Source organism: Nocardia sp. NPDC003183, assembly GCF_053590715.1.
The window spans coordinates 303,605-329,198 of the sequence record NZ_JBSFTG010000003.1; the positions used below are offsets into that span (position 1 = coordinate 303,605).

Genomic DNA, 25,594 nt, shown 5'->3' on the forward strand with positions numbered 1-25,594 from the left:
GCTTATTCAGAATTGTCCGAACTTCGCGCAAGATGCGTCGGATTCGCGCGGCGGCGTCGAAGTAATAGCAATCCGACACCGATCGCGGTCAGGATAACGGACGCGAGTTCCGGCCACCCACCGATTCGGGTAGCGACTGTTGTTGTGTCGCGCAACGGTAGCTGGGCCACCAAGGCGGCGGGGACGACTTGCTCGGTGTGCTGTCTGAGCACGCCGTCAGCGGTGATGATCCCGCTGACACCCGTGGTTGCTGAGACCACGAGCGCACGCCCGTGCTCGACCGCGCGTACCCGCGACATCGCCAGTTGCTGGTAGGTCATCTCGCTTTCGCCGAAGGTGGCGTTGTTGGTGGGCACCGTCAGCAATTGGGCGCCCGCGGCGAGGGAATCCCGAAATGCCCGATCGAACGCGACTTCGTAGCAGGTCGCCACGCCGACCGGCACACCGGCGGCCGTCACCGTTCCGTCACCGTTACCCGGCACGAAATAGCCCGCGCGGTCGGCATAGGAGGAGAACAAACGGAAGAAACCGCGCATCGGCAGGTATTCGCCGAACGGCTGGATGATCTTCTTGTCGTGGCGCTCCCCCGGGCCCGCCGTGCCGTTCCACACGATCACCGAGTTGGTGGTCGTGCGGTCACCGTTCACCAGGACTGCGCCGACCAGGATCGGGGCGCCGATCCGTACCGAGGCTTCGGTGATCTCGGCGGCGGCGTCGGCATTGCGCAGTGGGTCGATATCGGAGGAGTTCTCGGGCCAGATCACGATGTCGGGCCGCGCGGCCTGTCCGCGGGTGACGGCGTCGGCCAACTCCTCGGTGCGCCGGACGTGGTTGTCCAGCACGGCGCGGCGCTGGGCGTTGAAGTCGAGCCCGAGCCGCGGCACACTGCCCTGGATCGCCGCGACCGTGATCGTTCTGATACCTGTGTCCGGGGCGGGCAGTGTCGGCCGCAGGATCACTCCGGCCAGGGGCATGGTAGCCACGGCCACCACCGCGGTGGCAAATCCGGTGCGCACGGCGCGAATGTTCGGGCGTGGCGCGGGCGTGCGGGCCCAGGTGACGACGCGCAGGGCGAGCGCGGCGAGCGCGGTGCCGGTCAGCGCGACCGCGAAGCCGACCAGCGGCGCACCACCGTAGGCGGCCAGCGGCAGATACCACCCATCGGCTTGACCGAAAGCGACCCGCCCCCACGGGAATCCGCCGAACGGGAAACTCGAGCGCACCCATTCGCTCGCGGTCCACGCCAGGGCGAGCCAGATCGGCCAGCCCGGCAGCGCGCTCAACCACCGGGCGAGCACACCCCACAGGCCGAAGTACAGCGCGCACACCGTGGACAGCGCCAACCACGGCACCGGGCCCACGTAGATCCCGGTCCACGGCAGCAATGGCACGAAGAACGCCAGCCCGCCGAGCAGCCCGTACCCGAAACCGCCGCGCAGCCTGCCCGGCCCGCGCACCGCGAGGGTGAGCAACGCGATGGCCACGGGGGCGAGGAACCAGAACGGGCGGGGCGGAAAGCTGCCGAACAGCAGCAGCCCGCCCACGACGGCCGCGAGCAGCCGCAATACCGCCGGGTGCGAAGCGGCGGCGGATCGGCTCGCACCGGGATCCACCTCGCCCGCTGCTGATGCCGGCTCGGCTGCGGAGTCGGGGTGGTTACCCGTCGCGGGATCGATCATGGTGTGTCGCTCCGTGATTCGTTGCTGGCGGCGGGTCAGGCAGCGTAGATCGTGATGCCGTCGCGCACGGTGCGCAGGCAGGTCGGCAGGTCGACGCCCGGATCGAGGCGCGGGAGGGCGGGTACGCGGGAGCGGGGGTCGGTGGACCAGCGCTGCACGGTGTCGGCGGCCGCCGCGACGACGAGCTCGCCCGCGTCCCACACGGCATAGGAGGCGGGTGCGCCGGGAACCAGCGTGCCCGCCATCCCGTCGCGCACGCCGCCCGCGCGCCAGGCGCCGCGCGTGGCAGCGGCGAAGGCGGCGCGCGGGGACAAGCCGTGGCCGGGGGTGCGGTGGTGGACGGCCGCGCGCACCTGTTCCCACGGGTTCATGACGGTGACGGGCGCGTCGGACCCGATGGCGAGGGAGATGCCCGCTGCCGCCATCGCCGAGAACGGGTTGAGGCCCGCGGCGCGCTCGGCGCCGAGGCGGGTCGCGTACATCCCGTCGGGTCCGCCCCACGCGGCGTCGAAGCCGGGCTGCACGGACGCGATCACGCCGAGCTCGGCCAGTTGTGCGATCGCAGCGGCGTCGGTCATCTCCGCGTGTTCCACCCGGTGCCCACGTGAGGCGATCGCCGGACCACCGAGTTCGGCGGCGACACGGGCGAATCCGGCGACGACGGTATCCATGGCGGCGTCGCCGATGGCGTGGAAACCGGCCTGGATCCCGGCCTCGGTGCACGCGCGAATATGCGCGGTGATCGTGTCCTCGTCGAGGAAGCTCTTGCCGCAGCCCGCCGCGTCGGCGTAGGGCGCGCGCAGCAGCGCCGTGTGCGAGCCGAGCGAGCCGTCGACGAACAGGTCGCCACCGAGCGCGTGCACGCCGAGCTCGTCGAGCAGGGCGCGCGCGTGCTCCGCGGTGCGCACGGCCTGACCCCAGTAGGCCCGCACGGCCACACCGTGGTCGAAAGCGAGCAGTTCGCGGATGTCGTCGCGGCCGGAGATCTCCGGGCCCGCGCATTCGTGGACCGCGACGATGCCGTGGGCGGCCGCCGCGTCGAGGGCCGCCCGGCGAGCCGAATCACGCTGGGCACGAGTGAGTTCCGCGAGCGCGATGGTGCGCACCCGGTGGTGGGCGTCGGCGCGCAGCAGTTCGCCACGCTGATACCCGTCGCCGAGGTCACCGGCCGCGTCGAGCAGCGCCGAGGAGGCGACGGCCGAATGGGCGTCGACCCGGGCCAGGTAGACCAGCCTGCCCGAACCGGCGGCCTCGTCGAGTTCGGCGACCGTCGGCGGACGCTGCTCGGGCCAGCCGGTGTCGTCCCAGCCCTCGCCGATGATCACCCCGTCCGGCTGGCTCGCGGCGTGCGCACGCACCGTCTCGAGCAGGTCGGACAGGGATCCGGCGCCACGCACGTCGAGCCCGGTCAGCTGGAGTCCCAGCGCGGTGACGTGGACATGGGGGTCGACGAACGCGGGTGCCACGAACGCACCGTCGAGGTCGATGATCTCCGCGTCGGGGTGCATCGCGCGCCCGGGCGCCTCGGCGCCCAGCCACACCACGGTGCCGTCGGTGACCGCCATCGCGGCCGCGTCCGGGGAGCTCGAACTGTAGAAACGACCGCCGATCAGCAACTGGGTACTCACGATGCCCCAGTCTGCCGTATCGCCGGATCGGCACCTCGGCAGGGACAGGCTCCGGTCGGCGGCGCGAGCGTCAGGTCGGCAGCGACAGTGCGGCGCGCACTTCGGCGTCGCCGAACCCGGCGAGACAATGCCCGCCCGCCTCCACGGCGATCAGTTCCAGCCGCCATGCGGCGGTGGTGAAGTCCGACATCGACTGTCCGGCAGCGGCGCTCGCTCTGCGCACCGCGTCGGCCAGTTCCTCGCTCACCGTGACGGTGATCTGCTCGGTGGCCATGTCGGTACTGTAGACCCTTCGCCGCCGCGCGCGGGCGTGTCGGTCGAGGCCTTGTCGGATCAGGCGGGGCCGAGCGCGCGCGGACCCGCGGTGTGACCATCGTCGTACCACTGCCCGACCACGGTGCCGTCGACCACGTCGCCGTCCGCGTCGACGACCATCCCGCGATACGGCGAGGGCGCGAACGAGGGCAGCGGGCCGAAGCGCCGGGTGCCGAGCTTCTCCAGCGCCGGTCGCAGCAGCGCCCTGGTCGGCGGGAACAGCGCGAGCAGGCCGACGAGTCCGGTGACCAGACCGGGCACGAACAGCAGCACCGAGCCGGTGGCGACGATCACCCCGTCGGCGACCGCGCTCTCGGCGGTCACCTCACCGCGCGAGGCCCGCCGGAATCGGTCGAACACCCGCCTGCCCTGCCGTCCGAGCAGCACCAATCCCACGCCCGAGACGGCGACGAGCACGATCAGCGCCCAGCCGATGCCGATCAACTGGGCGAGACCGACGAGGGCGGCGATCTCGACGACGAGGTAGAGGACGAACAGCACTGCGGTCATGGCGATCCTTTCGGACGATCTACCCCTTCAACGCACGAGCGCCCGATTTTTCTCCCGAGCGAGCCGGCGAATTCAGCCGCCCGGTCGCACGAGCCCGGTCTCGTAGGCCAGCACCACGGCCTGCACCCGGTCGCGCAGACCGAGTTTGGTGAGCACCCGGCCGACGTGTGTTTTCACCGTCGCCTCCGACAGGAACAGCGCCGCGGCGATCTCGGCGTTGGAGCGGCCGACCGCGATCTGTTCGAGTACCTCGCGTTCGCGCGCGGTGAGGACGTCGAGGATCTTCGGGTCGCGCAGGCTCGTCGGGTCCTCGGCCACGAGCCGGTCCAGCAGCCGCTTGGTGACCTTGGGCGAGACCACCGCGTCACCGGCGGCGACGCTGCGGATGGCCGAGACGAGATCCTCGGGCGGGGTGTCCTTGAGCAGGAATCCGCTGGCGCCGGCACGCAGGGCGCCGAGCGCGTGTTCGTCGAGGTCGAAGGTGGTCATCACGAGCACCCGCACGCCCTCCCCCGCGGCCACGATCTGCGCGGTGGCCGTCACTCCGTCGACAACCGGCATCCGCACATCCATCAGCACCACATCGGGTCGCAGTTCGCTCGCGCGCCGCACGGCTTCGTCGCCGTTGCCCGCTTCACCGATCACGTCGATGTCGGGGTGCGCGCCGAGCACCATTTTCAGGCCCATCCGCATGAGTTCCTGATCGTCCACCACGAGCACGCTGATCGGCATTGCCCCACCCTAATAGTCACCGCCGCGCAGCATTCCCCCGTGTTTTCCCGCACGACCGCGGGGTGAGCGGGGTTCAGTCCGTTTCGGTCCGCAGTGGAAGGTCGGCGCGTACCTGCCAGCGGCCGTCGTCGAGTCTGCCCGCGGACAGAGTGCCGCCCAGGACCGCGACCCGTTCGCGCATGCCGACCAGCCCCATCCCCGCGCCGGGAATCTCGGCGCCCGGACTCACCTGTGCGGGAACACCGCCGCTGTCGACGACTTCGACGCGGATGTCCTCCTCGCGCCGATACACCCGGACCACCGCCTTCGGCTCCGCTCCCGCGTGGCGCAGGGTGTTGGTGAGCGATTCCTGCACGATGCGGTGCACGCCGAGGCTCACCTCGGGGGCGATGTCGTCGAGTTCGCCGGTCAGCTCGAGGTCGACGGCCAGGCCCGCCTCGCGCATCATCTGGGCCAGCTTCGCGATGCCCGCGCTCCCGTGCTGGGGCAGCAGTTCCGGTGCGTGCTCGGTGCGCAGCAGGGCGACGGTGCGGCGCAGTTCGCGCAGCGCGTCGCGACCGGTACCCGCGATGGTGGCGAGCGCGCGTTCGGCGGTGTCGGGGTCCTGACGCAGGGCGTACTTGGCGCCGTCGGCCTGCACGATGATGACGCTGACTGCGTGCGCGACCACATCGTGGAGTTCGCGGGCGATGCGGGTGCGTTCGGCGGCGACCGCGTCGTGGGCGCGCCGTTCCTTGTCGTAATCGGCGACGGCCAGCCGCGCCGCCACCTCGGAGTCGTACGCGTGCCGGGCACCGTTGAACTCGGCCAGTGTCCAGCACAGCGCGTAGATGAGCGCGACCATCGCCAGATCACCGCCGCGCGGCTCGTCGAGCAGCAGGACCGACGCCACCATGTCGAGCGCGAGGAAGGCGAGGAAGATGAGCCCGTCACGCCGGCCGACGTAGGCGACGAGCGTGTAGAGCATCACCCCGAGCCCGATCAGGGCGACATGGTCGGCTACCTGTCCATCGATCAGGTAGCCGATGAGAGTATTCAGCAACGACAGCACCAGCATCGCCGCCGCCACCGCCCGCGGATACACCCGCCGCAGGATCAGCGGCAGCGGCACGATCACCGAGAAGATCAGGTAGACGACCTTGTTGTGTTCGTCGCCCACCCCGAGGGCATCGAGGAACAGCAGCAATCCCGCGAGAATCGAGTCGGCGACGATGGGTCGTCCGCGTAGCCACAGGCTGAACCGGCGCACGGGCCCAGCGTAGCCCCGGCTGGCTTTCCGGCCGTGATCTTGATTGCCTGGACGCGTGCAACTCGGAGACTGGACGGTCCTGCTGGTGGCCGCCGCGGCGGCGGGCTGGGTCGACGCCGTGGTCGGCGGCGGCGGGCTGATCATTCTGCCGACCCTGTTCCTCGTCGTTCCCGGCATCGCACCGCAGACCGCGCTGGGCACCAACAAGCTCGCCGCCCTGGCAGGCACCGCGACCGCGGTGGCGACCTTCGCGCGCAAGGTGCCGATGCAGTGGAAGGTACTGCTGCCCGGCGCGGTGATCGCCGCGATCACGGCCGCGTGCGGCGCGGCGGCGGTGTCGCTGATCGACCGCGACCTGTTCATCCCGCTGGTGATGGTGGTGCTCGTCGGGGTGGCGGTGTTCGTGACCGTGCGACCCTCGGTCGGCCTGACGATGGCCACCCATCCGCCGACCCGGCGCAAGGTGATCCTGGTGGTCGGCCTCGCGTCCGGTCTGATCGGCCTCTACGACGGGCTGCTCGGGCCGGGCACCGGCACCTTCCTGATCATCACCTTCGCGACCCTGCTCGGCACCGAGTTCGTGCGGGCGGCCGCGATGGCCAAGGTGATCAACTGCGGGTCGAACGTGGGTGCGCTGCTGTTCCTCGGCTCGACCGGCCACATCCTGTGGGGTCTCGGCGCGGGCATGGCGGTGGCGAACGTTCTCGGCGCGCTGATCGGTTCGCGGATGGCGCTGGCCAGGGGCGCGGGGTTCGTCCGGATTGTGTTGCTCGTCGTCGTGGTGGTGATGGTGATCCGGTTGGGGTGGCAGCAGTTCGGTTAGGGCGGCGATTCGATCAGCGCACCGGTTCGGCGGCCGCGGAGGCGGCGAGCCACGGTTGCAGGACCCGCGAGGTGGTCTCGTGGATCTTGCGATGGAGGCGTTCACCGTCGTCGATGCCGTGCTGTGGCTGCTGGAACAGCACCGTCAGCGCGCCCGACACCGCGCCGACCACGGCGCCGACCAGCGCCGCGGCGCCGACCTCGTCGAGTTCGTGCGGGAACGCGATGTGCAACTGGTGGGCGATCTCGCGCTGCGCGACCAATTGCGCGTGCGCGGCGCGACCGCTCACCGAGGGGACGGTCCGCGAGACCCGCGCCCGCAGGGCGGCCACCCGCGAACCGACGTCGTCGACGAGGTGTTCGCCGGGGTTGTCGCCCGCCGCGCGCAAGGCCCGCAGCAACACCTCCACCGGTCGCTCGCCGGGCCGACGGGTGGCGATGGCGGCGACCGCCGCGCGCACCCGTTCGTCGGGTTCGGGGAAGAGCAGTTCTTCTTTGCTCGCGAAGTAGTTGAAGAAGGTCCGGGTGCCGACCTCGGCCTCGGCCGCGATGTCGGCGACGGTTGTCTCCTCATAGCCTCTGGCCTCGAACAATTCGACGGCGGCCACGAGGATCGCACGTCGGGTTCGTTCCCTTTTTCGATCGCGCAGGGCAGATGGCGGCACGGCGGGCACCCTACGGCATTTTCGGCACCGCTCGCGGGATGACCGGAGTCCGCGCGTCACGGCGGCAACAGACATGACGGTGCGCCGGAAGCGGTTCCGGCGCACATGTGTCGGTGGCACCGGTTAGCGTAGGTGCGGTGAGCGATACCACGACTTCCAGAGATGTGGACGAGGAGTTCCGCGCGCTCGGGCTCGCCACCCTGGCCGAGGCCGCGCTGTCGGCGGCCCGCGCGGCCGGCGCCGAGCATGCCGACCTGCGCGTGCAACGGTTGGTGACCCAGTCGATCCGGTTACGGGATGGTCGCGTCGAAGCGGTCACCGACGCGACCGAGCTGGGACTGGCGGTGCGCGTGATCGTCGACGGCACCTGGGGTTTCGCCTCCCACGCCGCACTCACGCCCGAGATCGCCGCCGAGGTGGCGCGCCGGGCGGTGACCGTGGCAAAGGCGCTGCGCGCGCTGAACCGGGAGCGCGTCGAACTGGCCGACGAACCACGCTATGACGACGTCTCGTGGGTCTCGGCCTACGACCTCGACCCGTTCACGGTGCCGGCAGCCGACAAAGTGGCGCTGCTGCAGGACTATTCGGAACGGCTGTCCGCGGCCGACGGTGTCGACCACGTCACCGCCTCGGTCCTGCAGGTCAAAGAGCAGACGTTCTACGCCGACACCGCGGGTTCGTCGATCACCCAGCAGCGGGTGCGGTTGCACCCCCAGTTGGAGGCTGTCACCGTCGATTCCGCGTCGGGGGTGTTCGAGACGATGCGCACGCTCGCCGCGCCCGCGGGCCGCGGCTGGGAGTACGTCACCGGCGCCGACGGAACATGGGACTGGACGGGCGAACTCGCACAGATCCCCGGCTGGCTGGCCGAGAAGGTGAAGGCGCCCAGCGTGGTCGCGGGCCCCACCGATCTGGTGATCGACCCGACCAACCTGTGGCTGACGATCCACGAATCCATCGGTCACGCCACCGAATACGACCGCGCGATCGGCTACGAATCCGCCTACGCGGGAACCTCGTTCGCGACGCCCGATCAGCTCGGCACGCTGCGGTACGGCACACCGATCATGCACGTCACCGGTGACCGTACCCAGGTCAACGGGTTGAGCACCGTCGGGTACGACGACGAGGGCGTGGCGGGCCAGCGGTGGGACCTGGTGCGCGACGGCATCCTGGTCGGCTATCAGCTCGACCGCGTGTTCGCCCCGCGTCTCGGGCTCGATCGCTCCAACGGATGCTCGTATGCCGATTCGCCGCACCATGTTCCGATCCAGCGGATGGCGAACGTGTCGTTGCAGCCGGATCCCTCGCGTGACACGACCACCGCAGAGCTGATCTCCCGTGTCGAGGACGGCATCTACATCATGGGCGACAAGAGCTGGTCGATCGATATGCAGCGCTACAACTTCCAGTTCACCGGTCAGCGGTTCTTCCGGATTCGCAACGGCGAACTGGACGGGCAACTGCGCGATGTCGCCTACCAGGCGACGACCACCGATTTCTGGGGGTCGATGGAAGCGGTCGGCGGGCCGAGCACCTGGCAGCTCGGCGGCGCCTTCAACTGCGGTAAGGCACAGCCCGGTCAGGTGGCGGCGGTGAGCCACGGCTGCCCGTCGGTGCTGGTGCGCGGGGTCAACATTCTCAATACCCGGACGGAGGGCGGTCAGTGAACGAGGGTCTGTTCCCGGCGGGCACGGTGGTCGAGCGTGCGCTGGCGGCGTCGAAGGCCGACGAGGCGATCGTGATCGTCACCGACGCGCACGAGGCGTCGCTGCGGTGGGCGGGCAACTCGATGACCACCAACGGCTCGTCGATTTCGCGGGAGTGGGCGGTGATCTCGGTGTTCCGTGACGGCCCGAACACCGCGCGGGTCGGTTCCATCAGCTCCACCAGCGTCGATCCCACCGAGATCGAGGCCGTGGTGCGCGCCAGCGAGGAAGCCGCGCGCACGGCCGCCCCGGCCCGCGACGCGATGCCGCTGCTCGAACCCACCGACGACGACACCGCCGCGTGGGATCAGGCGCCCGGCGCCACCGAGATCGACGTGTTCGCCGGGCTGGCGCGCGACCTGTCCACCGGTTTCGACGGCACCGACCGGCTCTACGGTTTCGCCCACCACCAGGTGCACACCACCTGGCTGGGCACCTCGACCGGTGTTCGCCGCCGGTTCAGTCAGCCGACGGGTTCGGTGGAGATCAACGGCAAGCGCGGCGAGGGCAAGGATCTGGCGAGCGCGTGGGTGGGGGTCGGCACCGCCGATTTCACCGACGTCGACACCCCGGGCCTGCTCGCCGAGTTGTCGCGGCGCCTGGGCTGGTCCGCGCGCCGCGTCGAGCTGCCCGCCGGCCGCTACGAGACCCTGTTGCCGCCGTCGTCGGTGGCCGATCTGATGATCTATCTGGCATGGAGCATGGAGGGTCGTGGCGCGCACGAAGGCCACACCGCGTTCTCCCGCGCCGGTGGCACGCGAATCGGTGAGCGGCTCAGCGACATTCCGTTGACCCTGTACTCCGACCCGAACGCGAGCGGTCTGGAATACCGGCCCTTCGTGGCGACCCCGTCGTCGTCGGAGTCGCTGTCGGTGTTCGACAACGGTCTGTCCGCGCGGCGGGTCGACTGGATCGGCCGTGGCGTCATCGAATCGCTGGTCTATCCGCGCGCGACGGCGGCCGAATTCGCCGCCCCCGCCACGGTTCCCGGCGAGAACCTGCTGCTCACCGGCGGCGGCGAGGCATCGCTGGACGACATGATCGCCCGCACCGAACGCGGTCTGCTCCTCACCTGCCTGTGGTACATCCGCGAGGTCGACCCCGCCACCCTGCTGCTCACCGGTCTCACCCGCGACGGCGTTTACCTGGTCGAGGACGGCAAGGTCACCGGCGCGGTCAACAACTTCCGTTTCAACGAAAGCCCCCTCGATCTGTTGCGGCGGGTGTCGGAAGCGGGTGCCACCGAGATCACCCTGCCCCGCGAATGGAAGGACTGGTTCACCCGAACCGCCATGCCCCCGCTGCGCATCCCCGACTTCCACATGTCGTCGGTGAGCCAGGCCACCTGACCGGGGTGAACCCCCTCCGTTGGACGGCCCCGAGCGTGAAAGCATGATCGGGTGACTGGTATCCGGATGTTCGCCACCGACCTCGACGGCACCTTGCTGCGTTCCGATCGCACGATCTCGCCGCGTACCGCCGAAGCGATGGCCGGCGCGCAAGCCGCGGGCATCGAGGTGGTGTGGGCGACGGCCCGGGCCCGCCATTCGGTCCACGAGCTGGCGCAGTCCTGCGGTTTCCGTGGCAAAGCGGTGTGTGCCAACGGCGCGGTGCTGCTCGACCTGGCCGACGGCACCCCGGAGATCATCGACACGGTCTCGATCGACACCGGCGCGGCGGGTGCGGTGATGGCGCAGATCCGCGATCTGATTCCCGGTGTGGTGTTCGCCAATGTCGGCGCCACCCGGTTCGTCGCCGAGCCCGCCTATGCCGCGCTGTGCACCTTCGCCGATCACCACCGCAACCCGCACGAGATGGAACTGTCCGATATCTTGCCGACGGGCGTCGACGCGATGGTGAAGATCGTCGCCCGTCATCCCGAGTTACCGGGCGCCCAGCTCTACCGCAAGGCGGTGGCGGTCGGGATCACCGGCGTGGAGCTGACCCACTCCGGCGCCGCGTACATGGAGATGGCCGCGGAAGGTGTCTCGAAGGCCAGCGCGCTGGCCCGATTGTGCGCGCTCGACGGCATCCACCTGTCGGAGGTCGCGGCCGCCGGCGATGCGCTCAACGATGTCGCCATGCTGACCTGGGCGGGTACCGCGCTGGTTCCGGCCAACGCGGCACCCGAGGTCATCGCACTCGCCGACCGGGTGCTCCCGGCCAACGACGAGGACGGTGTCGCCTCCTACCTGGAGGAATTGACCGGCTCGGCACAGCGCGACTCGGCTAGCTGACCGATGTCGGCGCCCGGCCCACGCTGAGGTGCAGGATCGTATCCGTCACGCTCACGGTGTCCGCGTCCAGCGGGAAGTACCCCTGCTCCTGGGTGACATCGGTGCGGGTGTGTCCGGGTCCGAGTTCTGCCGCCGGGATCAAACCCCAGGTGCCGATGCGGTTCTGCAGCGTGTGTTCGAAGGTGCCCGGCCCGGGTTCGGCGAGTTCGAGGCCGTCACTGCGTCCCAGACTGCCGAGTATCACCCCGTAGTGCTCGCCCAGCAGCGATCCGACGATCGCCCCCGCGCCGGACCAGACGAGCTCCATCGGCCCCATCCGCATGACGCTGGTGTTGCGCCGCAGGTGCAGGTTGTGCGAGTACACCAGGGTCGGACCACGGCGTGCTTCGGTGGACCGGATGTCGAGCAGGTTCTGGGCCATCAGCGCGTCACGGGCGGCGGCCAGGCTGTTCCATCGCACGCCGTCCTCCGTCGGCTGGGCCGCCTGCCGGTGGTACCGGAGCAGGCCGAGCCCGGCGGTGAGATGAATTGCCGCCCTTCGCCACTCGGCGAGTGACGTGGCCGCGATCCGTTCCGGTGCGCGGGTGTAGAGCAGGGCGAGCATGTCGTCGGCCATCACCCGCAACCGCTCGGCGTCGGGGGTGGCACCGGGCGAGACGTCGGCGTCCAGGACCGCTTCGGTGCGGCTCCAGCGCTCGTCGCTGCCGGCGGGCCCGCTGATGTCGAAGTCGAGTTCGAGGTAGTCGCGGGCGAATTCGAGGTAGGACCGCGGGCTCGGCGCACTCATCGTCTCCATCGCGGCGTCGAATCCGTGGAAGCGGACCTGATCCTCGGCCGGCCTGCACGCGTTGTAGTCGCGCAGCCAGGCGACCAGGTGCCGGTTGCCGTCGAGTTCGCCGAACTCGTGCGAGAAGCCGGTCCGCATCACCTCGTCGAAGGCGCCGTGGCCGCCGCGAACGTAATCGTCCACGGCGAGCGCGGCAACCCGATCCGTTTCGAGAGCGATCGACCGGAATCCACTCGCCACCAACTCGGCGAACAGCTCATTGCGGACCGACGCGAAGCCGGGTTCTTTGTGCGTCGGTTCCCCGAGCGCAAGCAGTTCACAGGACGAACGGACGAAGTCGCTGATTATCTGGCTCATACCTATCAACCGTATCGTTGAAAGAACGGTTGAGACTCGAGCAGCGTCGATTCAGGAGATCTGTCGTAAAGTCTCAAAACAGTGAGAACCCTACGACCGTCCGACCTGGCCCGCGAGCACGCGATTTCGACCCAGGCGGTCCGCAATTACGAGCAGGACGGATGCCTCCCGCCGGCCGAACGCACCCCTGCCGGCTACCGGATCTACACCGACCTGCACGCGGCCGCGCTGCGCACCTACCTCACCCTGATCCCCGCCTACGGCCACGCGCAGGCGGGCGACCTCATGCGCGCGCTGCACGCGGACGACCTCGACAGGGCTCTCACGGTCATCGACCGCGGGCACAGCCAGCTCCTGCGAGACCGTGAGACTCTCGCCACGGTCCGCCGGGCCGTCGACCACCTGATCACCGAATCGAGCTCTGCCACACCGGGTTCGGCCACGACAAGAACCATCGGCGAACTCGCCCATCACCTGCGAGTCACCCCGGCCACCCTGCGGGCGTGGGAAGCGGCCGACATCCTGTCTCCCGATCGGGACCCGGCCACCGGCTACCGCCGCTACGGCCCCACCGACCTCCGTGACGCCGAACTCGCCCACATCCTGCGCCGAGGTCACTACCGCCTCGACCACATCGCCACCGTCATCGGGCAGATTCGCGCCGCGGGCAGCACCGAGGCGCTGGCGAAGGCCCTCACCGACTGGCAGGCCACCATCACCGCCCGTGGCGTCCGCATGCTCGACGCTGCCGCCGCACTGAGCCGATACACCGTGGACATCCGGGCGCACCGTCCCCGCCCCGGTGCGCCCGCCTGACCTCAGACGCGTTCGAGTACCGCCGACGCGCCGATGCCGCCCGCCGCGCAGATCCCCAGCAGCGCGGTCTCTTTCCCGGTCCGGGCCAGCTCGTTGGCCATGGTCGTGACCATGCGGGCGCCGGTGGCGCCGAAGGGATGGCCCAGCGAGATCGAGCCGCCGTGCACGTTCAATCTTTCGATGTCGACGGTGCCCACCGGCTCGTCGCGGTCGAGACGGGCCTTGGCCCACTCGGTGCTCTCCAGCATGCGCAGCACCGACAGTGTTTGCGCGGCGAAGGCTTCGTGGATGTCGACGAGGTCGATATCGGCCAGCGTCATGCCCGCCTTGTCGAGGGCGCGCGGCATCGAGATCGCCGGGCCGATGAGTACCTGGTCGGCAGGGTCGACGCTGACGAAACTCCAGGAACGGAAGGCGGCTTGCGGGGTGAACCCGAGAGCGCGCGCCTTCTCCTCGCTCATCAGCAGCACCGCCGACGCGCCGTCGGTGAGCGGGCTGGCGTTACCCGCGGTGACCGTGCCGTTCTTCTCGAACACCGGTTTCAGGGTGGCGAGTTTCTCGACGCTGGTGTTCGCGCGAACGAGTCCGTCGACGTCGATCAGCGTGCCCGACGGCGTGCTGACCGGCACGACCTCGTCGTCGAAACGTCCCGAGGCGATGGCGGCCGCCGCCCGCTGGTGCGAGCGGGCGGCGAACGCGTCTTGATCGGCGCGCGAGATCCCGTTGATGCGGGCCATCTTCTCCGCGGACTCGCCCATCACCTCGCCGGTGGTGCGCTCGGCGATCTTGGGCTGGCGCGGCAGGATGTCGGTGAACGGCGCGAGCTGACGAACCACATCGAGGTAGTCCGTCGCCTTGGGCTTGCCCAGCGCGACCGGCGCGACCGCGTGCACGACCTTCTGTGGCAGCTTGATCTCGGCATTACTGGTGGAATCGCTGCCACCGGCGATCATGATGTCGTACTCGCCGCGTTCGATCGCCGCGGCCGCCGAGGTCACCGCCTGCAATCCGGACGCGCACGCGCGGGTGACCGTGTACCCCTCACACCCGAAGTCCAGGTTCAGGTCGAGGGCGATCTCCCGCGCGATATTGGGCGCGTGACTGGGCAGCACGACGCCGCCCCACACGATGGACTGGATCTCGCCGGGCGCGATCTCGGTCCGCTCGATCAGCCCGCGCACGGCCGCGCCGGCCAGGGCGATGCTGTCGAGGCGGGTGAAGTCGGTGAACGCGCGTACGAACGGCGTCCGCGCGCCCCCGACGACGACGGCTCGGTTGCGTTTGTCGGCCATGTGAGTCCCTTCGGAAGTGCTGCCGAAGACTCACAGTATCCGATACCGGCGGTTCTACATATCGGATCGACGCAAATCAGGAGGGCGTGATCTCGATGCCGATCGTGCCCGCCTTGCCCCGGCGCAGATTGCTGCCGAGAATCACGAGCGGGCCGGTCAGCCAGTACTTCTTGCGCAGCAACGAACGGAGTTCGTCGGTCTCGGCCGCGTCCAGCAGCCGGGCGGTGCCGGTCACGATGTCACCGTGCGCATCCCCGCGCACGGTGCAGGGTTGCACCGTCACCTCGGGGTTGCGCCGGACGCGCTTGACCTTCCAGCTGTCGGTGACCGTCCAGACGAACAGCTTGTCGTCGCGGGCCACCGCCCAGACGGGCGTTCCCACGGGCGTGCCGTCCTTGCGGAAGGTGGTGAGCAGTACGTAATTCGCGGTCGCCAGTTCGCCGAGGCGGTTCGTCATGCCCACAGCCTAGTGGGCGCGGCGATCCGCGGCCGAGCGGCAAAAAGAGTACGGGCGCTTTCGCGAAACTGTTCGTAACCTCTGGGGCGAAATCGACTCTCTGGCGAAAGGCCGACGATGACCGATACCGCGGTGCCCCTGCTCTGGAGCGGCGACCTGCCGAGCACCCTCGAGTTCTACCGGGCGCTCGGCTACACCGTCACCCATGAGCAAACCCGCCCCTACGTCTACGGCGCGATCGAACAACACGGCTGCGCCCTGCATTTCGCGCCCGCGCCGCCGGGCATCGAGCTGCCGGTGGAGCATGCGGGCGCGCTGCTGATGGTCGACGACGTCGCCGCACGCCATGCCCAGTACACCGCCGCCCTGCGCGCGCACTACGGCAAGATCCCGAGCAAGGGCTGTCCGCGGATCACCCGATTCCGTCCGGGCCAGTCCCGGTTCTCCCTGGTCGACCCGGTCGGCAACACCGTCCTGGTGATCCAGCGCGACGAGCCCAGCGAACTCGAGTACGGTGGCTCGCGCGAGCTGGAAGGGCTGGCCCGGGTGCTCGACAATGCCCGTATCCTGCGCGATTTCAAGAACGACGACCGCGCGGCGACCCGCGCGCTCGAGGCAGGCTTGCGCCGTTTCGGGGCCGCCGCGAGCGCCTTCGAGCGGGCCCGCGCCTACGCCGCCCTCGCCGAACTCGCTGTCGTCGCCGCGGACACCGACCGGGCTGCACACTGGAAATCCGAACTCGACTCGGTCGAGTTGACCGCCGAGGAGCGCACGGCGATCACCGCCGGTGCCTCCGATCTCCTCACCGCTTTGCTCACCGCGACCGACTGAACCGGGTCATCGGGGCGATCGGCCAGTAGGCTTCGGCTATGCGAGGTCGATGGCACGAACGCACCACCCGTGGGCGGCTGATCCGTTGTGTGGCAACAGCAGTCACGGTTGCCGCCGCCCTCGGGGTGGGCCCGGCCGGTCCGGCGCAGGCTGGTGCGCCGTCGTGCGCCGACGGTTGGCACGTCGACGTGCTGGCGGCCGATCTGGGTGGCCTGGAGAACCTCGAGTACGACGGCCGCGGCGGCTTCTACGTCAGCGGCATCGTTCGCGGAGAGATCCTGCACGTCGGCGCCGACGGCCGGGTCACCACGATCCGCACCGGCCTTGACAACCCCGCCGGACTGCGGCTGATCGGCGGCGATCTCTACTTCGTCACCGGTGACGGCACCACACCGAACGGCGGCGGCACCCTGAGCCGACTCGATACGGCCACCGGCGAGGTCACCGTCGTGCTCCCGAACCTGGTGCAGCCCAACGGATTACTGCTGCTCCCCGACGGCGACCTGCTCATCTCCCAGCTCTCCGTCCCCTGGCCGCCGGTGGGCATCAGCCGCTACCGCCCCGCCACCGGCGAATTCACCCTCGCCTGGTCCCCTGTCCCCCGCCCCAACGGCCTCGCTCTCGCCCCCGACCACCGAGCGGTCATCACCGAGGACGTCCTCACCTCGCAGCTCGTGCGGGTTCCTTTCGACGCCCCCGACCGGCCCACTCCCCTCGCCACCGTGAACGACGGTCTCCTGCCCGGACTGGACGACCTCGATGTCACCGCCGCGGGCCTCGCCTTCGTCACCGGCGACTACTCCGGCAGCGTCTACCAGGTCGACCCGGCCACCGGCGCCTGGTGCACGCTCGCCACCGGCTGGACCACTCCCCGGGGCTCGCTCCCCAGCCCACCGCCGATCGGGCCCACCTCGGCCCGCCTGGCCCCCGACCTCACCACCGGGGCGTGGTCGCTCTACGTCACCAGCATCGACGGCACACTCCGCCGTCTGCGGCCACCACCCGGTATCGACCTCACGCCCTCCTTCCTGCGCTGAGTACGAGCACGCTCCGAGCGAAGAGTCAGCGGGGCCGCTCGGCCCGGAACCGGAACATTCCGAGACCAGTTTCCACGTCGATGCCCGTGAACCCCGCGACCGCCAGCCGGTCGGCGAGCGTATCCGCCGGGACCGGCACGCACGTGTCACCCACATGCTGGAGCCGGAACAGCGGACTGTCGAGTCCGTCCGAGCCGGCGAACACCCCGCCGGGTCGCAACACCCGCAGCGCTTCGGCGAACAGGTCGTCCTGCTGTGCGGGTGAGGGGACGTGGTGCAGCATCGTGAAGCAGACCACCGAGTCGAACTCCTTGTCCGGCAACGGCATCGCGGTCGCGTCACCGTCGACCACCCGCAGCTCCCGCGCGAACCGGGTGCGCAGACACGCGGCCAGCACGGGGTCGATTTCCAGGCCGGTGAGCGAGGCCGCCCGGTCCCGCAGTGGCGCCACGTTCGCGCCGAAACCCGGGCCGATCTCCAACGCGGACGCCCCGAGGTCGATGTCGCGCATCACCCACGGCACGATCTTCGTCGCCGTCACCCATTCCCACGCCGTGGACCTGCACAACAGCCTGTGCCAGTAATTCATCGCCATAGCTACGACGGTAGGAGCCGGGGGCCGTGGCCGACAGACACTACGCTGACAGACTATGTCGCAGAACGGACATGACCTGCTGCTGGCCGCGAACACCGGTCCGACGGCCATGGTGCTCGGCGCGGGAATCCTGCCCGCCGGATACTGGTTCGACGAGCACCGCCACCCCCAGCATCAGATCGCCTGGGCGGGTAAAGGAGTCATCGGGATCGACATCGGCGCCCACCACTGGGTGCTACCGCCGACCAGAGCCTTGTGGATACCCGGCGGCGTCGCGCATCGCACCGGAACGACGGCCGGGGCAGATATGCGCGGCATTTTCGTCGAACCCGACCGGTGCCCGGCACTGTTTCCCGGACCGACACTGCTGAGCGTCTCCCCGCTGCTGCGAGAACTGTTCGACCACATGACATCACGGCGATTGACAGACGACGGACGGACGCGGGCCGAAGCGATGGTGTTCGATCTACTGGAGCCGGTCGAGGTCGTTCCGATCGGCGCGCCACTGCCGACCGACCCCCGTGCACGCGTCGTCGCCGAGGTCCTGCTCGACAATCCCGCCGACGACCGCACCCTCGCCGAACTGGGCAGGCACGCCGCGGCCAGCTCGCGCACCCTGGCTCGCGCGTTTCGCGCCGAGACCGGCCTGACCTTCGCGCAATGGCGGACCCAGATCCGCTTGGCGGCCTCGCTGACCCCACTGGCCGACGGTGTACCGGTGACCCGCATCGCCGCCCGGGTCGGCTATCACAGCCCGAGCGCGTATGTGGCCGCGTTCCGGCGGGCCGTCGGCACGTCGCCGGGACAGTACTTCGCCGGCCACGTAGCCAATCGGTCGTCCTGACCGGTCGGGGTTTCACGCGTGGTGAGGTCAGCGGTGGCGCATCGTCGGTTGCCGTGGTGGACTGGCGGATTCGGCTATCGGGAGGTCAGCGTGCGATCGGCACCGCAGTGGGCACGGCAGGACGGATTCGGGATCCGGGTGGAGTGGGGGCGAACCGGCGCGGCGATACTCGGGCCGGGGGCCGGGTGCCTGGTGGTGATCGACGTGTTGTCGTTCACGACGTCGGTGTCCGTCGCTGCCGCCGCCGGCACCGCGGTCTTCCCGTATCGGTGGCGAGACGAGTCGGCGCGGGACTTCGCCGCGGAGAATGCCGCCGAACTGGCCGTCGGACGGCGGGAGGCCGGTCCGTGGTCGCTGTCGCCGGCGGCGATCCGGCGCGCGCCGTTCACGCCACGCCTGGTGCTGCCCTCGCCCAACGGTTCCACCATCGCCGCCGCTGTCGAGGAAACGCCGGTCGTCGCCGCCTGCCTGCGCAATGTCAGCGCGGTCGCCGACTGGCTCGTCGCCCAGCACTGGGGCACTCCCGATCGACCGATCGCGATCATCGCGGCGGGCGAGCACTGGCCGGGCACCGACACCGTGCGGCCCGCGCTCGAGGACTGGCTCGGTGCCGGTGCGCTCGCCGCCGCGCTGATCGATCGCGGCATCACTACTCCGTCCCCCGAAACACACACGGCTGCGGCAGCATTCGAGGCGGCAGCCGACGTGGGCGCGCTGATCACGGAGTGCGCGTCCGGCCGCGAACTCGCCGCGATCGGCTTCGCCGAGGATGTGGCCATCGCGATCGAACGCGACGCCGACGCCACCGTCCCGGTTCTCACCGGCAACGCCTTCGTCGACCGCCGACCCCGCTAGCAAGCTTCGGCACGTCCGGAGCCGATCGATCAGTCGTGGGAGGTGAGGATCCGTGGGCCGTCGGCGGTGACGGCGATGGTGTGCTCGCTGTGCGCGCAGCGGGAGCCGTCGGCCGAGCGGATGGTCCATCCGTCGGCGTCGGTGTAGACCTTCGCCGTGCTCGCCGCGAACCACGGCTCGATGGCCACCGTGAGACCGGGCCGCAGCCGGAACCCGCGCCCGGCCCTGCCGTCGTTGGCGATATGGGGATCCTCGTGCATCGTCCGCCCGAGCCCGTGCCCGCCGAACTCGGTATTGACCGGGTATCCGTACCCGCGAGCGACGTTCGCGATCGCGGCGGAGATATCGCCGATCCGGTTGTCGGGTTGCGCGGCCGCGATCCCGGCGGTCAGGGCCTCTTCCGTGGCCCTGACCAGTCGCTCGTCCGCGGGCGAGGGGGTACCGACGATGAACGAGATCGCCGAATCGGCGACCCAGCCGTCGATCGACACGGCCAGATCAGCCGTCAGCAGGTCGCCGTCGCGCAAGACGTAGTCGTGCGGAAGCCCGTGCAGCACAGCATCGTTCACGGCCAGACACACCGTATTGCGGAACGGCCCGCGCCCGAACGACGGCGAGTAATCCCAGTAGCACGACACCGCCCCACGCTCGCGAATCCGTTCCCGCACATACGCTTCCAGTTCGAGCAGGTTCACCCCGACCGCCGCACGGTCGCGCACCCCGGCCAGCACGTCGGCGACGAACCGGCCGGTCACCCGCATGCGCTCGATCTCCGCGGGTGATTTCAGCTCCACCATCACGCCTCCACTTGGTATTTTTATACCGACACTAGCCGCGCCGGTATAAAAATACCAAAATCAGCGGTTCAGGTTGCCCATGTCCACCGGAATCTGCGCACCGGTGATCTGGCTCGCCTCGTACGAGCACAACCAGGCCACGGTCGCCGCGATCTCCTCGGGCTGACAGATGTGGCTGGGCAGGGCGTTCATGAAGATGGGCGCGAGAGTGGCACCGTACTCCTCGAACAGCGGGCCCATCTCGTTGATCTGCATGCCGCTCGCCACGCCCGCGGGATGGACGGTGTTCACCCGGATCCGGTGCGCGCCGAGCTCGTTCGCCATCGTCTTGGCCAGACCCGTGATCGCGTGTTTGGTCGCGACATAGTGGCCGGTGAACGGCGTGCCCTTCAGACCCGCCACCGAACTGATGAACACCATCGCGCCACCCTCGCCCTGCGCGATCAGGTGGGGCACAGCGGCTTTCGCGGTGTGGAAGACGCCCGTCAGGTTGACGTCGATGGTCTCCTGCCACTGCTCGGCGGTGATCTCCCACGACATCGCCGCCGAACAGATGCCCGCGTTGGCCACCACCACATCGAGTCTGCCCAGCTGCTCGATGCCCGCCGCCAGCGCCGCGGACAGCCCGTCGAAATCGCGCACATCGACCTTGCTCGCGACGATCTCGGCGCCCGCCGCTTCGACGAGCTTCACGGTCTCGGCCAGATCCGCCTCGGTCGCGCCCGCGTAGCTGGTGCTGGCGAACTCCGCGCACGCGTCGATCGCGATCACGTCGGCACCCTCCTCGGCGAAGCGCACCGCCTCGGCCCTGCCCTGCCCACGCGCCGCTCCCGTCACGAAAACGACCTTGCCCTCGAACCGTCGTGTCATACCCATACCTTTCGAACTTCGATGTCCTCCCCTGACACCTACCACCGCTACCGCCCGGGCGAGGCGAAAACGGAGATCCCTACTCAGCTTGGCCATCGCGTTCGCGAGGACATACCATCGGTCGCATGGTCCGACTCCCGCTCAGCCCCGCGCAGGTCGAAGCAGGCCGCCGTCTCGGCCGCCGCCTTCGCACCGCTCGCGGCGACCGCGACCTCGCCGAGGTGGCCCTGCGAGCGGGTATTTCCCCGGAAACGCTGCGCAAGATCGAGTCGGGACGACTGCCCTCACCGGCCTTCGGCACGGTCGTCGGCCTGGCCGAGGCCCTCTCGATTCCCCTGACCGAGCTGGCCGAGTCCTACCGCGACGAACAGGTCGCCGAGTCCGCCTGATCGGCACGCCGCGCACCCTGCCCGATGCTGCGCTCGACCCGCCTACCGGCGGTTCATCGACTCCTCGTTCTCGTATCCCAGCGTCACATCATGGGTGATCTCGCCGCGGGTCACCGATACCTGACTCGCGACGGGCGGGTAGCCGCGGGCGACCACCGTGTACTCCCCCTCCGGCAGGTCAGGTACCAGGTACCGCCCCTTCTCGTCGGTGCGCGCCGTCGCTGCCGGATCGCCGCCCGAGTCCAGGACCGTGATCTGCACATCGGCGACGGGGCGGTCGCCGTCCACCCAGGCCGAGCCCAGGAGGATGGCCATCGGTTCGAGGTCGATGTCGCGATGCAGCGAGCCCGTCTCCGGCACGGTCAGCGCGACTGCCGCCGGCCGCATGTGATCGGCGACCGCGACCAGGGTGTAGGTACCGCTCACGACGTCGCGGCACACATAGGTGCCGTCTTCGCCGGTGATCGCCGCGCCCACCACCTCGCCCTCGGGATCGGTCAGCGTGATCGTGGCACCCCAGAGCGGTTCGCCGCGCCGCGCCGATCGCACGATCCCGGTGAGTTCACCCGCGCCGGTGAGCATCAGGTCGACGTGCTGGGCGCGCTCCCCGATCGACACGCTCACCGCTTCGGGCTGATGCCCGGCCGCCGCGGCGATGAGTACATAGTTGCCCGGCCGGGGCGCCTCGATCACGTACGCACCGTCGGCGTCGCCGTTGCCACGGGCCACCTGATGCCCGTGCTGATCGATCAGGGTGAGCGTCGCGGCGGGTACCGGGCGCGCGTCGTCGCGTCGCAGCAGCCCCGCGATCACCCGACCGGTGGCGACGGGGTGCAGTTCGCCCGCCATCTCGTGCGCGTCGTGCAGGCTCACATCGCGCAGCGCGGTGGCATCGGACTGATCGTCCGGCGCCGGATCCTCCTGCAGCGGAATCTCTTTCATGAAGACCAGCACCAGGCAGGCCACCACGGCGAGGTCGGCGGCGAGCAGGAACACACTGTGCATCGAGTCGGTGAATCCCTCGAGGATCGGGATCCGCAACTCGTCGGGCAGCGTGGCGATGCCGCTGGTATCGCTCAGCAGGCCGTCGAGGCGCGCGCCGTCGAAACCGGGCGGCAGACTGCCACCGAAGGCTTCCAGGATCGACGCGGGCAGCCCGTCGAACAGCACGGTCAGGAACACCGCGACCCCGAGGGTCCCGCCGAGCTGACGGAAGAACGTCGCCGCCGCGGTCGACACACCCATCTCGGTGCGCCCGACCGCGTTCTGCGCGGCGATGACCAGCGTCTGCATGCAGCCGCCGAGCCCGAAACCCATGATCGCGCTGAAGGCCAGCGGCTGCCACAGCGGACCGTCATAGGTGATCCTGGCGAACAGCGCGCACCCGATCGCCAGGATCAGCGCACCGAGCACCGGCAGCACCTTGTAGCGGCCGGTGGCTTTCGTGATCAGCCCCGAGATCTGCGCGCCCACCATGATCCCGAGGACCAGCGGCAACATCAGCAGCCCCGCCTCGGTCGGCGAGAAACCACGCACGACCTGCAGATACTGCGGAAACATCGTGATCGCGCCGAACATCGCGACACCCACGAGGAACCCGCCGAGGATCGCGATGCTGAACGTGGAGCTGCGGAACAGTCGCAGCGGGATCAGCGCCGAGTCCTTCATGAGGAATTCGACCAGGACGAACAGCAGCAGCCCGCCCGCGCAGATGCCGTAGCAGAGCAGCGATTTCGGCGCGGTCCACCCCCAGATCCGCCCCTGCTCGGCCACGATCAGCAGCGGCACCACACCCACGATGAGGGTGATCGCGCCGAACCAGTCGATCCGGCTGCGTTGGCGGGTGTGCCCCACGTTCAGCACCTTCGCGACCACGAGGAACGCCAGCACCCCGACGGGCACGTTCACCAGGAACACCCAGCGCCAGCCCTCGATGCCACCGAGGCTCTCGTAATCGGACAGGAAGCCACCGACCACCGGGCCGAGCACTGTCGCGATGCCGAACACCATGAGGAAATATCCCTGGTAGCGGACCCGTTCGCGCGGCGGCACGATGTCACCGACGATGGTGAACGCCAGCGACATCAACCCGCCCGCGCCCAGCCCCTGAAAGGCCCTGCACCCGGCCAGCTGATACATGGTGGTCGCGAAGCAGCAGGCGGCCGAGCCGATCACGAACAGGGCGATCGCCAGCAGATAGAACGGTTTGCGCCCGTAGATGTCGGCGAGCTTGCCGTAGAGCGGCGTGGTGACGGTGGCGGTGATCAGGTATGCCGTTGTCGCCCATGCCTGTTCGTCGAACCCGTCGAGACTGTTCGCGATCCGGACGATGGCGACGCTGACGATGTTCTGATCGAGCGCGGCGAGGAACACCCCCAGTAGCAGCCCGGACAGGATGGTGAGTGTCTGGCGGTGCGTGAGGCGTGATTCGGCAACGACGGTATCGGTCATGGAAAAGCCCTGGTTCTGATCGGCTGGCAAGTGGGGGTCGATCATTCGGCCCACACGAGGGCCGACAACCCCGCTGCGAGGAAAACATTGCGCCGCGGGTGGAACTCTTCATGCACTGGTGCGCAGAGCTTACCCACGTCGGATTCGCCGCCTTCACCGAGGGATCAAGTTACCGTTCATTTCACCCGGAAACGATAGGCCGCGGGGCTGTGAACTGTCAGTTCGGCGCGCGGGAATTCAGCGGCCGAGTTCGGCCAGCGCGCACAGAGTTTCCGAGCAGCCCGCGTCGATCCGGAGGGTGGCGAGGTCGTCGCCGCGGGTACGTCCACGATTCACGATCACCACTGGCACACCGTTTTTCGCGGCTCTGCGCACGAATCGCAGGCCCGACATCACCGTTAACGAGGAACCGGCCACCAGTATCGCCTGTGCTCGTTCGACCAGGCCGAAAGCGGCTGCCACCCGGTCCGGCGGCACATTCTCACCGAAATACACGATGTCGGGTTTGAGCATTCCGCCGCACGCCAGGCAATCGACCATCCGGAATCGGTCGGTATCGGTCACCACGGCATCGGCGTCGGGTGCCACTTCGATACCGGTGGCGCCCGCCGAAACATTGTCCGCGAAACCGGGATTGGCCGCTTCGAGGTGTTGCGCGAGGGTCATTCGGGATATCAGATTCTCGCACCGCAGACAACGCACTCGCGCATACGTTCCGTGCAGATCGATCACCTGACGCGCCCCCGCCTTCATATGCAGCAGGTCCACGTTCTGGGTGATCACTCCCGACACCGCACCCGCCCGCTCCAGCTGGGCGACAGCGCGATGACCGGGGTTGGGCCGGGCGGCGTCCATCCGCCGCCAGCCGATGTGGTTACGCGCCCAATACCGCTGCCGGAACACCGGGTCACCGACGAACTGCTGATAGGTCATCGGCGTGCGCGGCGGCGAGCCGGGACCGCGGTAATCGGGAATCCCGCTGTCGGTACTCAGCCCGGCGCCGGAGATCACCACGGTGCGGCGCCCGCGCAGCAGCTCGGCCGCGCGCGCCACCGCGTCGGTGGTGTCGTGGTCCACCATGGGTTCCACTCTACGAGCGGGGCGGCGGCGCGTCGTGCGCGGGACGAACACGCCGGGGCCGAGTTGCGTGTGGTGGCCGCGCGGCGACATGATGTTTCATCCGCCCGGCATCGACCGCTGCAGAGGAAAACCTATGTCCGACACCGATGAGCACGGCCGCACCGCGCTCAATGCCGCGGTCGACGGGACCATCGTCGCCGTCCGCCGGATGTTCTATGTCCTGGGCGACGAGATCGACCGCACCGAGGGCCCGATCGAATTCACCTTCCACAACGGTTCGACCCTGCTCTTCGACGCCGGCGTCGACGGTGCGGAACTGCGCATCGGCGGCGCACCGTGGCGCGACCCGTTCGAGCCGCTGGTCGACCCGGTGAACATCGAATACGTCGCCAACTCCGGCAAGTACACCGCCTTCGACGTCACCGACGAGTCACCCTACGACGAGCTCGCGGGCCGCCGCGTCGACGCGGTCTCGGTCGTACCACTGGCCGACGGCCGCCCCCGCGCGGCGACCCTCTACCTGGGCACCGGCATGGTGAAGGCCGAGTCGATCGCCGACGAACTCATCGTGACCCTGATCTCCGCGTAGC

At 69.3% G+C, this 25,594-nt stretch carries 26 protein-coding genes; 11 read left to right on the forward strand and 15 right to left on the reverse strand.

All coding sequences use genetic code 11. The features are described from left to right. Window positions 1–2: 2 nt before the first annotated feature. From lnt to ACWDXS_RS13315, 6 genes are all read right to left on the reverse strand, one after another. A complete protein-coding gene (gene lnt, locus ACWDXS_RS13290) occupies window positions 3–1,679 on the reverse strand; it encodes an apolipoprotein N-acyltransferase (RefSeq protein WP_449965370.1) in 1,677 nt (558 codons plus the stop codon). A 35-nt stretch (window positions 1,680–1,714) separates the two neighbouring features. Beyond that, window positions 1,715–3,307: an amidohydrolase gene (locus ACWDXS_RS13295; RefSeq protein WP_449965373.1), complete on the reverse strand. Its 1,593-nt coding sequence runs from the start codon at window positions 3,305–3,307 to the stop codon at window positions 1,715–1,717. Between the two features lie 70 nt (window positions 3,308–3,377). Next, window positions 3,378–3,581, reverse strand: coding sequence for a hypothetical protein (locus tag ACWDXS_RS13300; RefSeq protein ID WP_378987931.1), 204 nt, complete (start codon window positions 3,579–3,581; stop codon window positions 3,378–3,380). Window positions 3,582–3,640: 59 nt separating this feature from the next. After that, window positions 3,641–4,132, reverse strand: coding sequence for an FxsA family protein (locus ACWDXS_RS13305; RefSeq protein ID WP_378987934.1), 492 nt, complete (start codon window positions 4,130–4,132; stop codon window positions 3,641–3,643). 72 nt (window positions 4,133–4,204) lie between these two features. Then, window positions 4,205–4,864, reverse strand: coding sequence for a response regulator (locus ACWDXS_RS13310; RefSeq protein ID WP_378627551.1), 660 nt, complete (start codon window positions 4,862–4,864; stop codon window positions 4,205–4,207). Window positions 4,865–4,937: 73 nt separating this feature from the next. Beyond that, on the reverse strand, window positions 4,938–6,113 hold the full coding sequence (locus tag ACWDXS_RS13315) for a sensor histidine kinase (protein WP_378987937.1): 1,176 nt from the start codon (window positions 6,111–6,113) through the stop codon (window positions 4,938–4,940). 55 nt (window positions 6,114–6,168) lie between these two features. Between ACWDXS_RS13315 and ACWDXS_RS13320 the strand changes: the two genes are divergently transcribed. Next, window positions 6,169–6,936, forward strand: a complete 768-nt coding sequence (locus tag ACWDXS_RS13320) for a sulfite exporter TauE/SafE family protein (RefSeq protein WP_378627548.1) — start codon at window positions 6,169–6,171, stop codon at window positions 6,934–6,936. 13 nt (window positions 6,937–6,949) lie between these two features. Here the strand turns inward: ACWDXS_RS13320 and ACWDXS_RS13325 are convergent, their stop codons facing one another. Next, window positions 6,950–7,543, reverse strand: a complete 594-nt coding sequence (locus ACWDXS_RS13325) for a TetR/AcrR family transcriptional regulator (protein WP_378987940.1) — start codon at window positions 7,541–7,543, stop codon at window positions 6,950–6,952. Window positions 7,544–7,737: 194 nt separating this feature from the next. Here ACWDXS_RS13325 and ACWDXS_RS13330 point away from each other — a divergent pair, with 194 nt between their 5' ends. From ACWDXS_RS13330 to ACWDXS_RS13340, 3 genes are read left to right on the forward strand one after another with little or no spacing between them, the layout of a single operon-like run. Continuing rightward, complete coding sequence (locus tag ACWDXS_RS13330; protein WP_378987943.1) at window positions 7,738–9,270, forward strand: TldD/PmbA family protein; 1,533 nt, start codon at window positions 7,738–7,740, stop codon at window positions 9,268–9,270. An 8-nt stretch (window positions 9,271–9,278) separates the two neighbouring features. Next, on the forward strand, window positions 9,279–10,658 hold the full coding sequence (locus ACWDXS_RS13335) for a metallopeptidase TldD-related protein (protein ID WP_378988466.1): 1,380 nt from the start codon (window positions 9,279–9,281) through the stop codon (window positions 10,656–10,658). Between the two features lie 51 nt (window positions 10,659–10,709). After that, window positions 10,710–11,546 (forward strand): HAD family hydrolase, encoded by an 837-nt coding sequence (locus ACWDXS_RS13340; protein ID WP_387443385.1) that lies wholly within the window; start codon window positions 10,710–10,712, stop codon window positions 11,544–11,546. On the opposite strand, the gene ACWDXS_RS13345 is transcribed toward ACWDXS_RS13340, so the two are convergent. After that, entirely contained in the window at window positions 11,539–12,690 is a 1,152-nt protein-coding gene (locus tag ACWDXS_RS13345) for an erythromycin esterase family protein (RefSeq protein WP_449965378.1), read from the reverse strand. The two genes, ACWDXS_RS13340 and ACWDXS_RS13345, sit on opposite strands and share 8 nt — an antisense overlap. An 81-nt stretch (window positions 12,691–12,771) precedes the next feature. Here ACWDXS_RS13345 and ACWDXS_RS13350 point away from each other — a divergent pair, with 81 nt between their 5' ends. Then, window positions 12,772–13,506 carry a TioE family transcriptional regulator gene (locus tag ACWDXS_RS13350; protein ID WP_449965381.1) on the forward strand — a complete coding sequence of 245 codons (735 nt, stop codon included), beginning with the start codon at window positions 12,772–12,774 and terminating at the stop codon, window positions 13,504–13,506. A 2-nt stretch (window positions 13,507–13,508) separates the two neighbouring features. Here ACWDXS_RS13350 and ACWDXS_RS13355 read toward each other — a convergent pair whose 3' ends face one another. After that, a complete protein-coding gene (locus ACWDXS_RS13355) occupies window positions 13,509–14,798 on the reverse strand; it encodes an acetyl-CoA C-acyltransferase (protein ID WP_449965384.1) in 1,290 nt (429 codons plus the stop codon). A 76-nt stretch (window positions 14,799–14,874) separates the two neighbouring features. Then, entirely contained in the window at window positions 14,875–15,255 is a 381-nt protein-coding gene (locus tag ACWDXS_RS13360) for a PPOX class F420-dependent oxidoreductase (RefSeq protein ID WP_379317943.1), read from the reverse strand. A 117-nt stretch (window positions 15,256–15,372) separates the two neighbouring features. On the opposite strand from ACWDXS_RS13360, the gene ACWDXS_RS13365 reads away from it, so the two are divergent. Together ACWDXS_RS13365 and ACWDXS_RS13370 are read left to right on the forward strand one after the other, a co-directional pair. Next, window positions 15,373–16,086, forward strand: a complete 714-nt coding sequence (locus ACWDXS_RS13365) for a glyoxalase (RefSeq protein ID WP_449965388.1) — start codon at window positions 15,373–15,375, stop codon at window positions 16,084–16,086. 38 nt (window positions 16,087–16,124) lie between these two features. After that, window positions 16,125–17,123 carry an SMP-30/gluconolactonase/LRE family protein gene (locus tag ACWDXS_RS13370; protein ID WP_449965391.1) on the forward strand — a complete coding sequence of 333 codons (999 nt, stop codon included), beginning with the start codon at window positions 16,125–16,127 and terminating at the stop codon, window positions 17,121–17,123. 25 nt (window positions 17,124–17,148) lie between these two features. Here ACWDXS_RS13370 and ACWDXS_RS13375 read toward each other — a convergent pair whose 3' ends face one another. Beyond that, window positions 17,149–17,718 carry a class I SAM-dependent methyltransferase gene (locus ACWDXS_RS13375; RefSeq protein ID WP_449965394.1) on the reverse strand — a complete coding sequence of 190 codons (570 nt, stop codon included), beginning with the start codon at window positions 17,716–17,718 and terminating at the stop codon, window positions 17,149–17,151. Window positions 17,719–17,773: 55 nt separating this feature from the next. Here ACWDXS_RS13375 and ACWDXS_RS13380 point away from each other — a divergent pair, with 55 nt between their 5' ends. Together ACWDXS_RS13380 and ACWDXS_RS13385 are read left to right on the forward strand one after the other, a co-directional pair. Continuing rightward, window positions 17,774–18,562 (forward strand): AraC family transcriptional regulator, encoded by a 789-nt coding sequence (locus ACWDXS_RS13380; RefSeq protein ID WP_449965397.1) that lies wholly within the window; start codon window positions 17,774–17,776, stop codon window positions 18,560–18,562. Between the two features lie 90 nt (window positions 18,563–18,652). Further along, complete coding sequence (locus tag ACWDXS_RS13385; RefSeq protein WP_449965400.1) at window positions 18,653–19,417, forward strand: 2-phosphosulfolactate phosphatase; 765 nt, start codon at window positions 18,653–18,655, stop codon at window positions 19,415–19,417. A 29-nt stretch (window positions 19,418–19,446) separates the two neighbouring features. Here ACWDXS_RS13385 and map read toward each other — a convergent pair whose 3' ends face one another. Both map and ACWDXS_RS13395 read right to left on the reverse strand, forming a co-directional pair. After that, a complete protein-coding gene (gene map / locus ACWDXS_RS13390) occupies window positions 19,447–20,214 on the reverse strand; it encodes a type I methionyl aminopeptidase (protein WP_449965403.1) in 768 nt (255 codons plus the stop codon). Between the two features lie 60 nt (window positions 20,215–20,274). Beyond that, window positions 20,275–21,090 carry a mycofactocin-coupled SDR family oxidoreductase gene (locus tag ACWDXS_RS13395; RefSeq protein WP_378987979.1) on the reverse strand — a complete coding sequence of 272 codons (816 nt, stop codon included), beginning with the start codon at window positions 21,088–21,090 and terminating at the stop codon, window positions 20,275–20,277. Between the two features lie 119 nt (window positions 21,091–21,209). Here ACWDXS_RS13395 and ACWDXS_RS13400 point away from each other — a divergent pair, with 119 nt between their 5' ends. Beyond that, window positions 21,210–21,473, forward strand: coding sequence for a helix-turn-helix domain-containing protein (locus tag ACWDXS_RS13400; RefSeq protein ID WP_378627518.1), 264 nt, complete (start codon window positions 21,210–21,212; stop codon window positions 21,471–21,473). Between the two features lie 42 nt (window positions 21,474–21,515). Here ACWDXS_RS13400 and ACWDXS_RS13405 read toward each other — a convergent pair whose 3' ends face one another. Together ACWDXS_RS13405 and ACWDXS_RS13410 are read right to left on the reverse strand one after the other, a co-directional pair. Continuing rightward, window positions 21,516–23,924 (reverse strand): MFS transporter, encoded by a 2,409-nt coding sequence (locus ACWDXS_RS13405; protein WP_449965406.1) that lies wholly within the window; start codon window positions 23,922–23,924, stop codon window positions 21,516–21,518. 237 nt (window positions 23,925–24,161) lie between these two features. Then, window positions 24,162–25,004 carry an NAD-dependent protein deacetylase gene (locus tag ACWDXS_RS13410; RefSeq protein ID WP_378987985.1) on the reverse strand — a complete coding sequence of 281 codons (843 nt, stop codon included), beginning with the start codon at window positions 25,002–25,004 and terminating at the stop codon, window positions 24,162–24,164. Between the two features lie 133 nt (window positions 25,005–25,137). On the opposite strand from ACWDXS_RS13410, the gene ACWDXS_RS13415 reads away from it, so the two are divergent. Continuing rightward, window positions 25,138–25,593 (forward strand): hypothetical protein, encoded by a 456-nt coding sequence (locus ACWDXS_RS13415; RefSeq protein WP_378627515.1) that lies wholly within the window; start codon window positions 25,138–25,140, stop codon window positions 25,591–25,593. Window position 25,594 lies beyond the last annotated feature (1 nt).

Bases quoted from the DNA above. Each gene is read 5' to 3' on its own strand.
- map (WP_449965403.1), bottom strand. From the start codon at position 20,214: ATGGTGGAGCTGAAATCACCCGCGGAGATCGAGCGCATGCGGGTGACC.
- ACWDXS_RS13360 (WP_379317943.1), bottom strand. From the start codon at position 15,255: ATGACGAACCGCCTCGGCGAACTGGCGACCGCGAATTACGTACTGCTC.
- ACWDXS_RS13300 (WP_378987931.1), bottom strand. From the start codon at position 3,581: ATGGCCACCGAGCAGATCACCGTCACGGTGAGCGAGGAACTGGCCGAC.
- ACWDXS_RS13405 (WP_449965406.1), bottom strand. From the start codon at position 23,924: ATGACCGATACCGTCGTTGCCGAATCACGCCTCACGCACCGCCAGACA.
- ACWDXS_RS13375 (WP_449965394.1), bottom strand. From the start codon at position 17,718: ATGGCGATGAATTACTGGCACAGGCTGTTGTGCAGGTCCACGGCGTGG.
- ACWDXS_RS13355 (WP_449965384.1), bottom strand. From the start codon at position 14,798: ATGGCCGACAAACGCAACCGAGCCGTCGTCGTCGGGGGCGCGCGGACG.
- ACWDXS_RS13410 (WP_378987985.1), bottom strand. From the start codon at position 25,004: ATGGTGGACCACGACACCACCGACGCGGTGGCGCGCGCGGCCGAGCTG.
- ACWDXS_RS13365 (WP_449965388.1), top strand. From the start codon at position 15,373: ATGACCGATACCGCGGTGCCCCTGCTCTGGAGCGGCGACCTGCCGAGC.
- ACWDXS_RS13380 (WP_449965397.1), top strand. From the start codon at position 17,774: ATGTCGCAGAACGGACATGACCTGCTGCTGGCCGCGAACACCGGTCCG.
- ACWDXS_RS13370 (WP_449965391.1), top strand. From the start codon at position 16,125: ATGCGAGGTCGATGGCACGAACGCACCACCCGTGGGCGGCTGATCCGT.
- ACWDXS_RS13400 (WP_378627518.1), top strand. From the start codon at position 21,210: ATGGTCCGACTCCCGCTCAGCCCCGCGCAGGTCGAAGCAGGCCGCCGT.
- ACWDXS_RS13415 (WP_378627515.1), top strand. From the start codon at position 25,138: ATGTCCGACACCGATGAGCACGGCCGCACCGCGCTCAATGCCGCGGTC.
- ACWDXS_RS13395 (WP_378987979.1), bottom strand. From the start codon at position 21,090: ATGGGTATGACACGACGGTTCGAGGGCAAGGTCGTTTTCGTGACGGGA.
- ACWDXS_RS13310 (WP_378627551.1), bottom strand. From the start codon at position 4,864: ATGCCGATCAGCGTGCTCGTGGTGGACGATCAGGAACTCATGCGGATG.
- ACWDXS_RS13305 (WP_378987934.1), bottom strand. From the start codon at position 4,132: ATGACCGCAGTGCTGTTCGTCCTCTACCTCGTCGTCGAGATCGCCGCC.
- lnt (WP_449965370.1), bottom strand. From the start codon at position 1,679: ATGATCGATCCCGCGACGGGTAACCACCCCGACTCCGCAGCCGAGCCG.
- ACWDXS_RS13345 (WP_449965378.1), bottom strand. From the start codon at position 12,690: ATGAGCCAGATAATCAGCGACTTCGTCCGTTCGTCCTGTGAACTGCTT.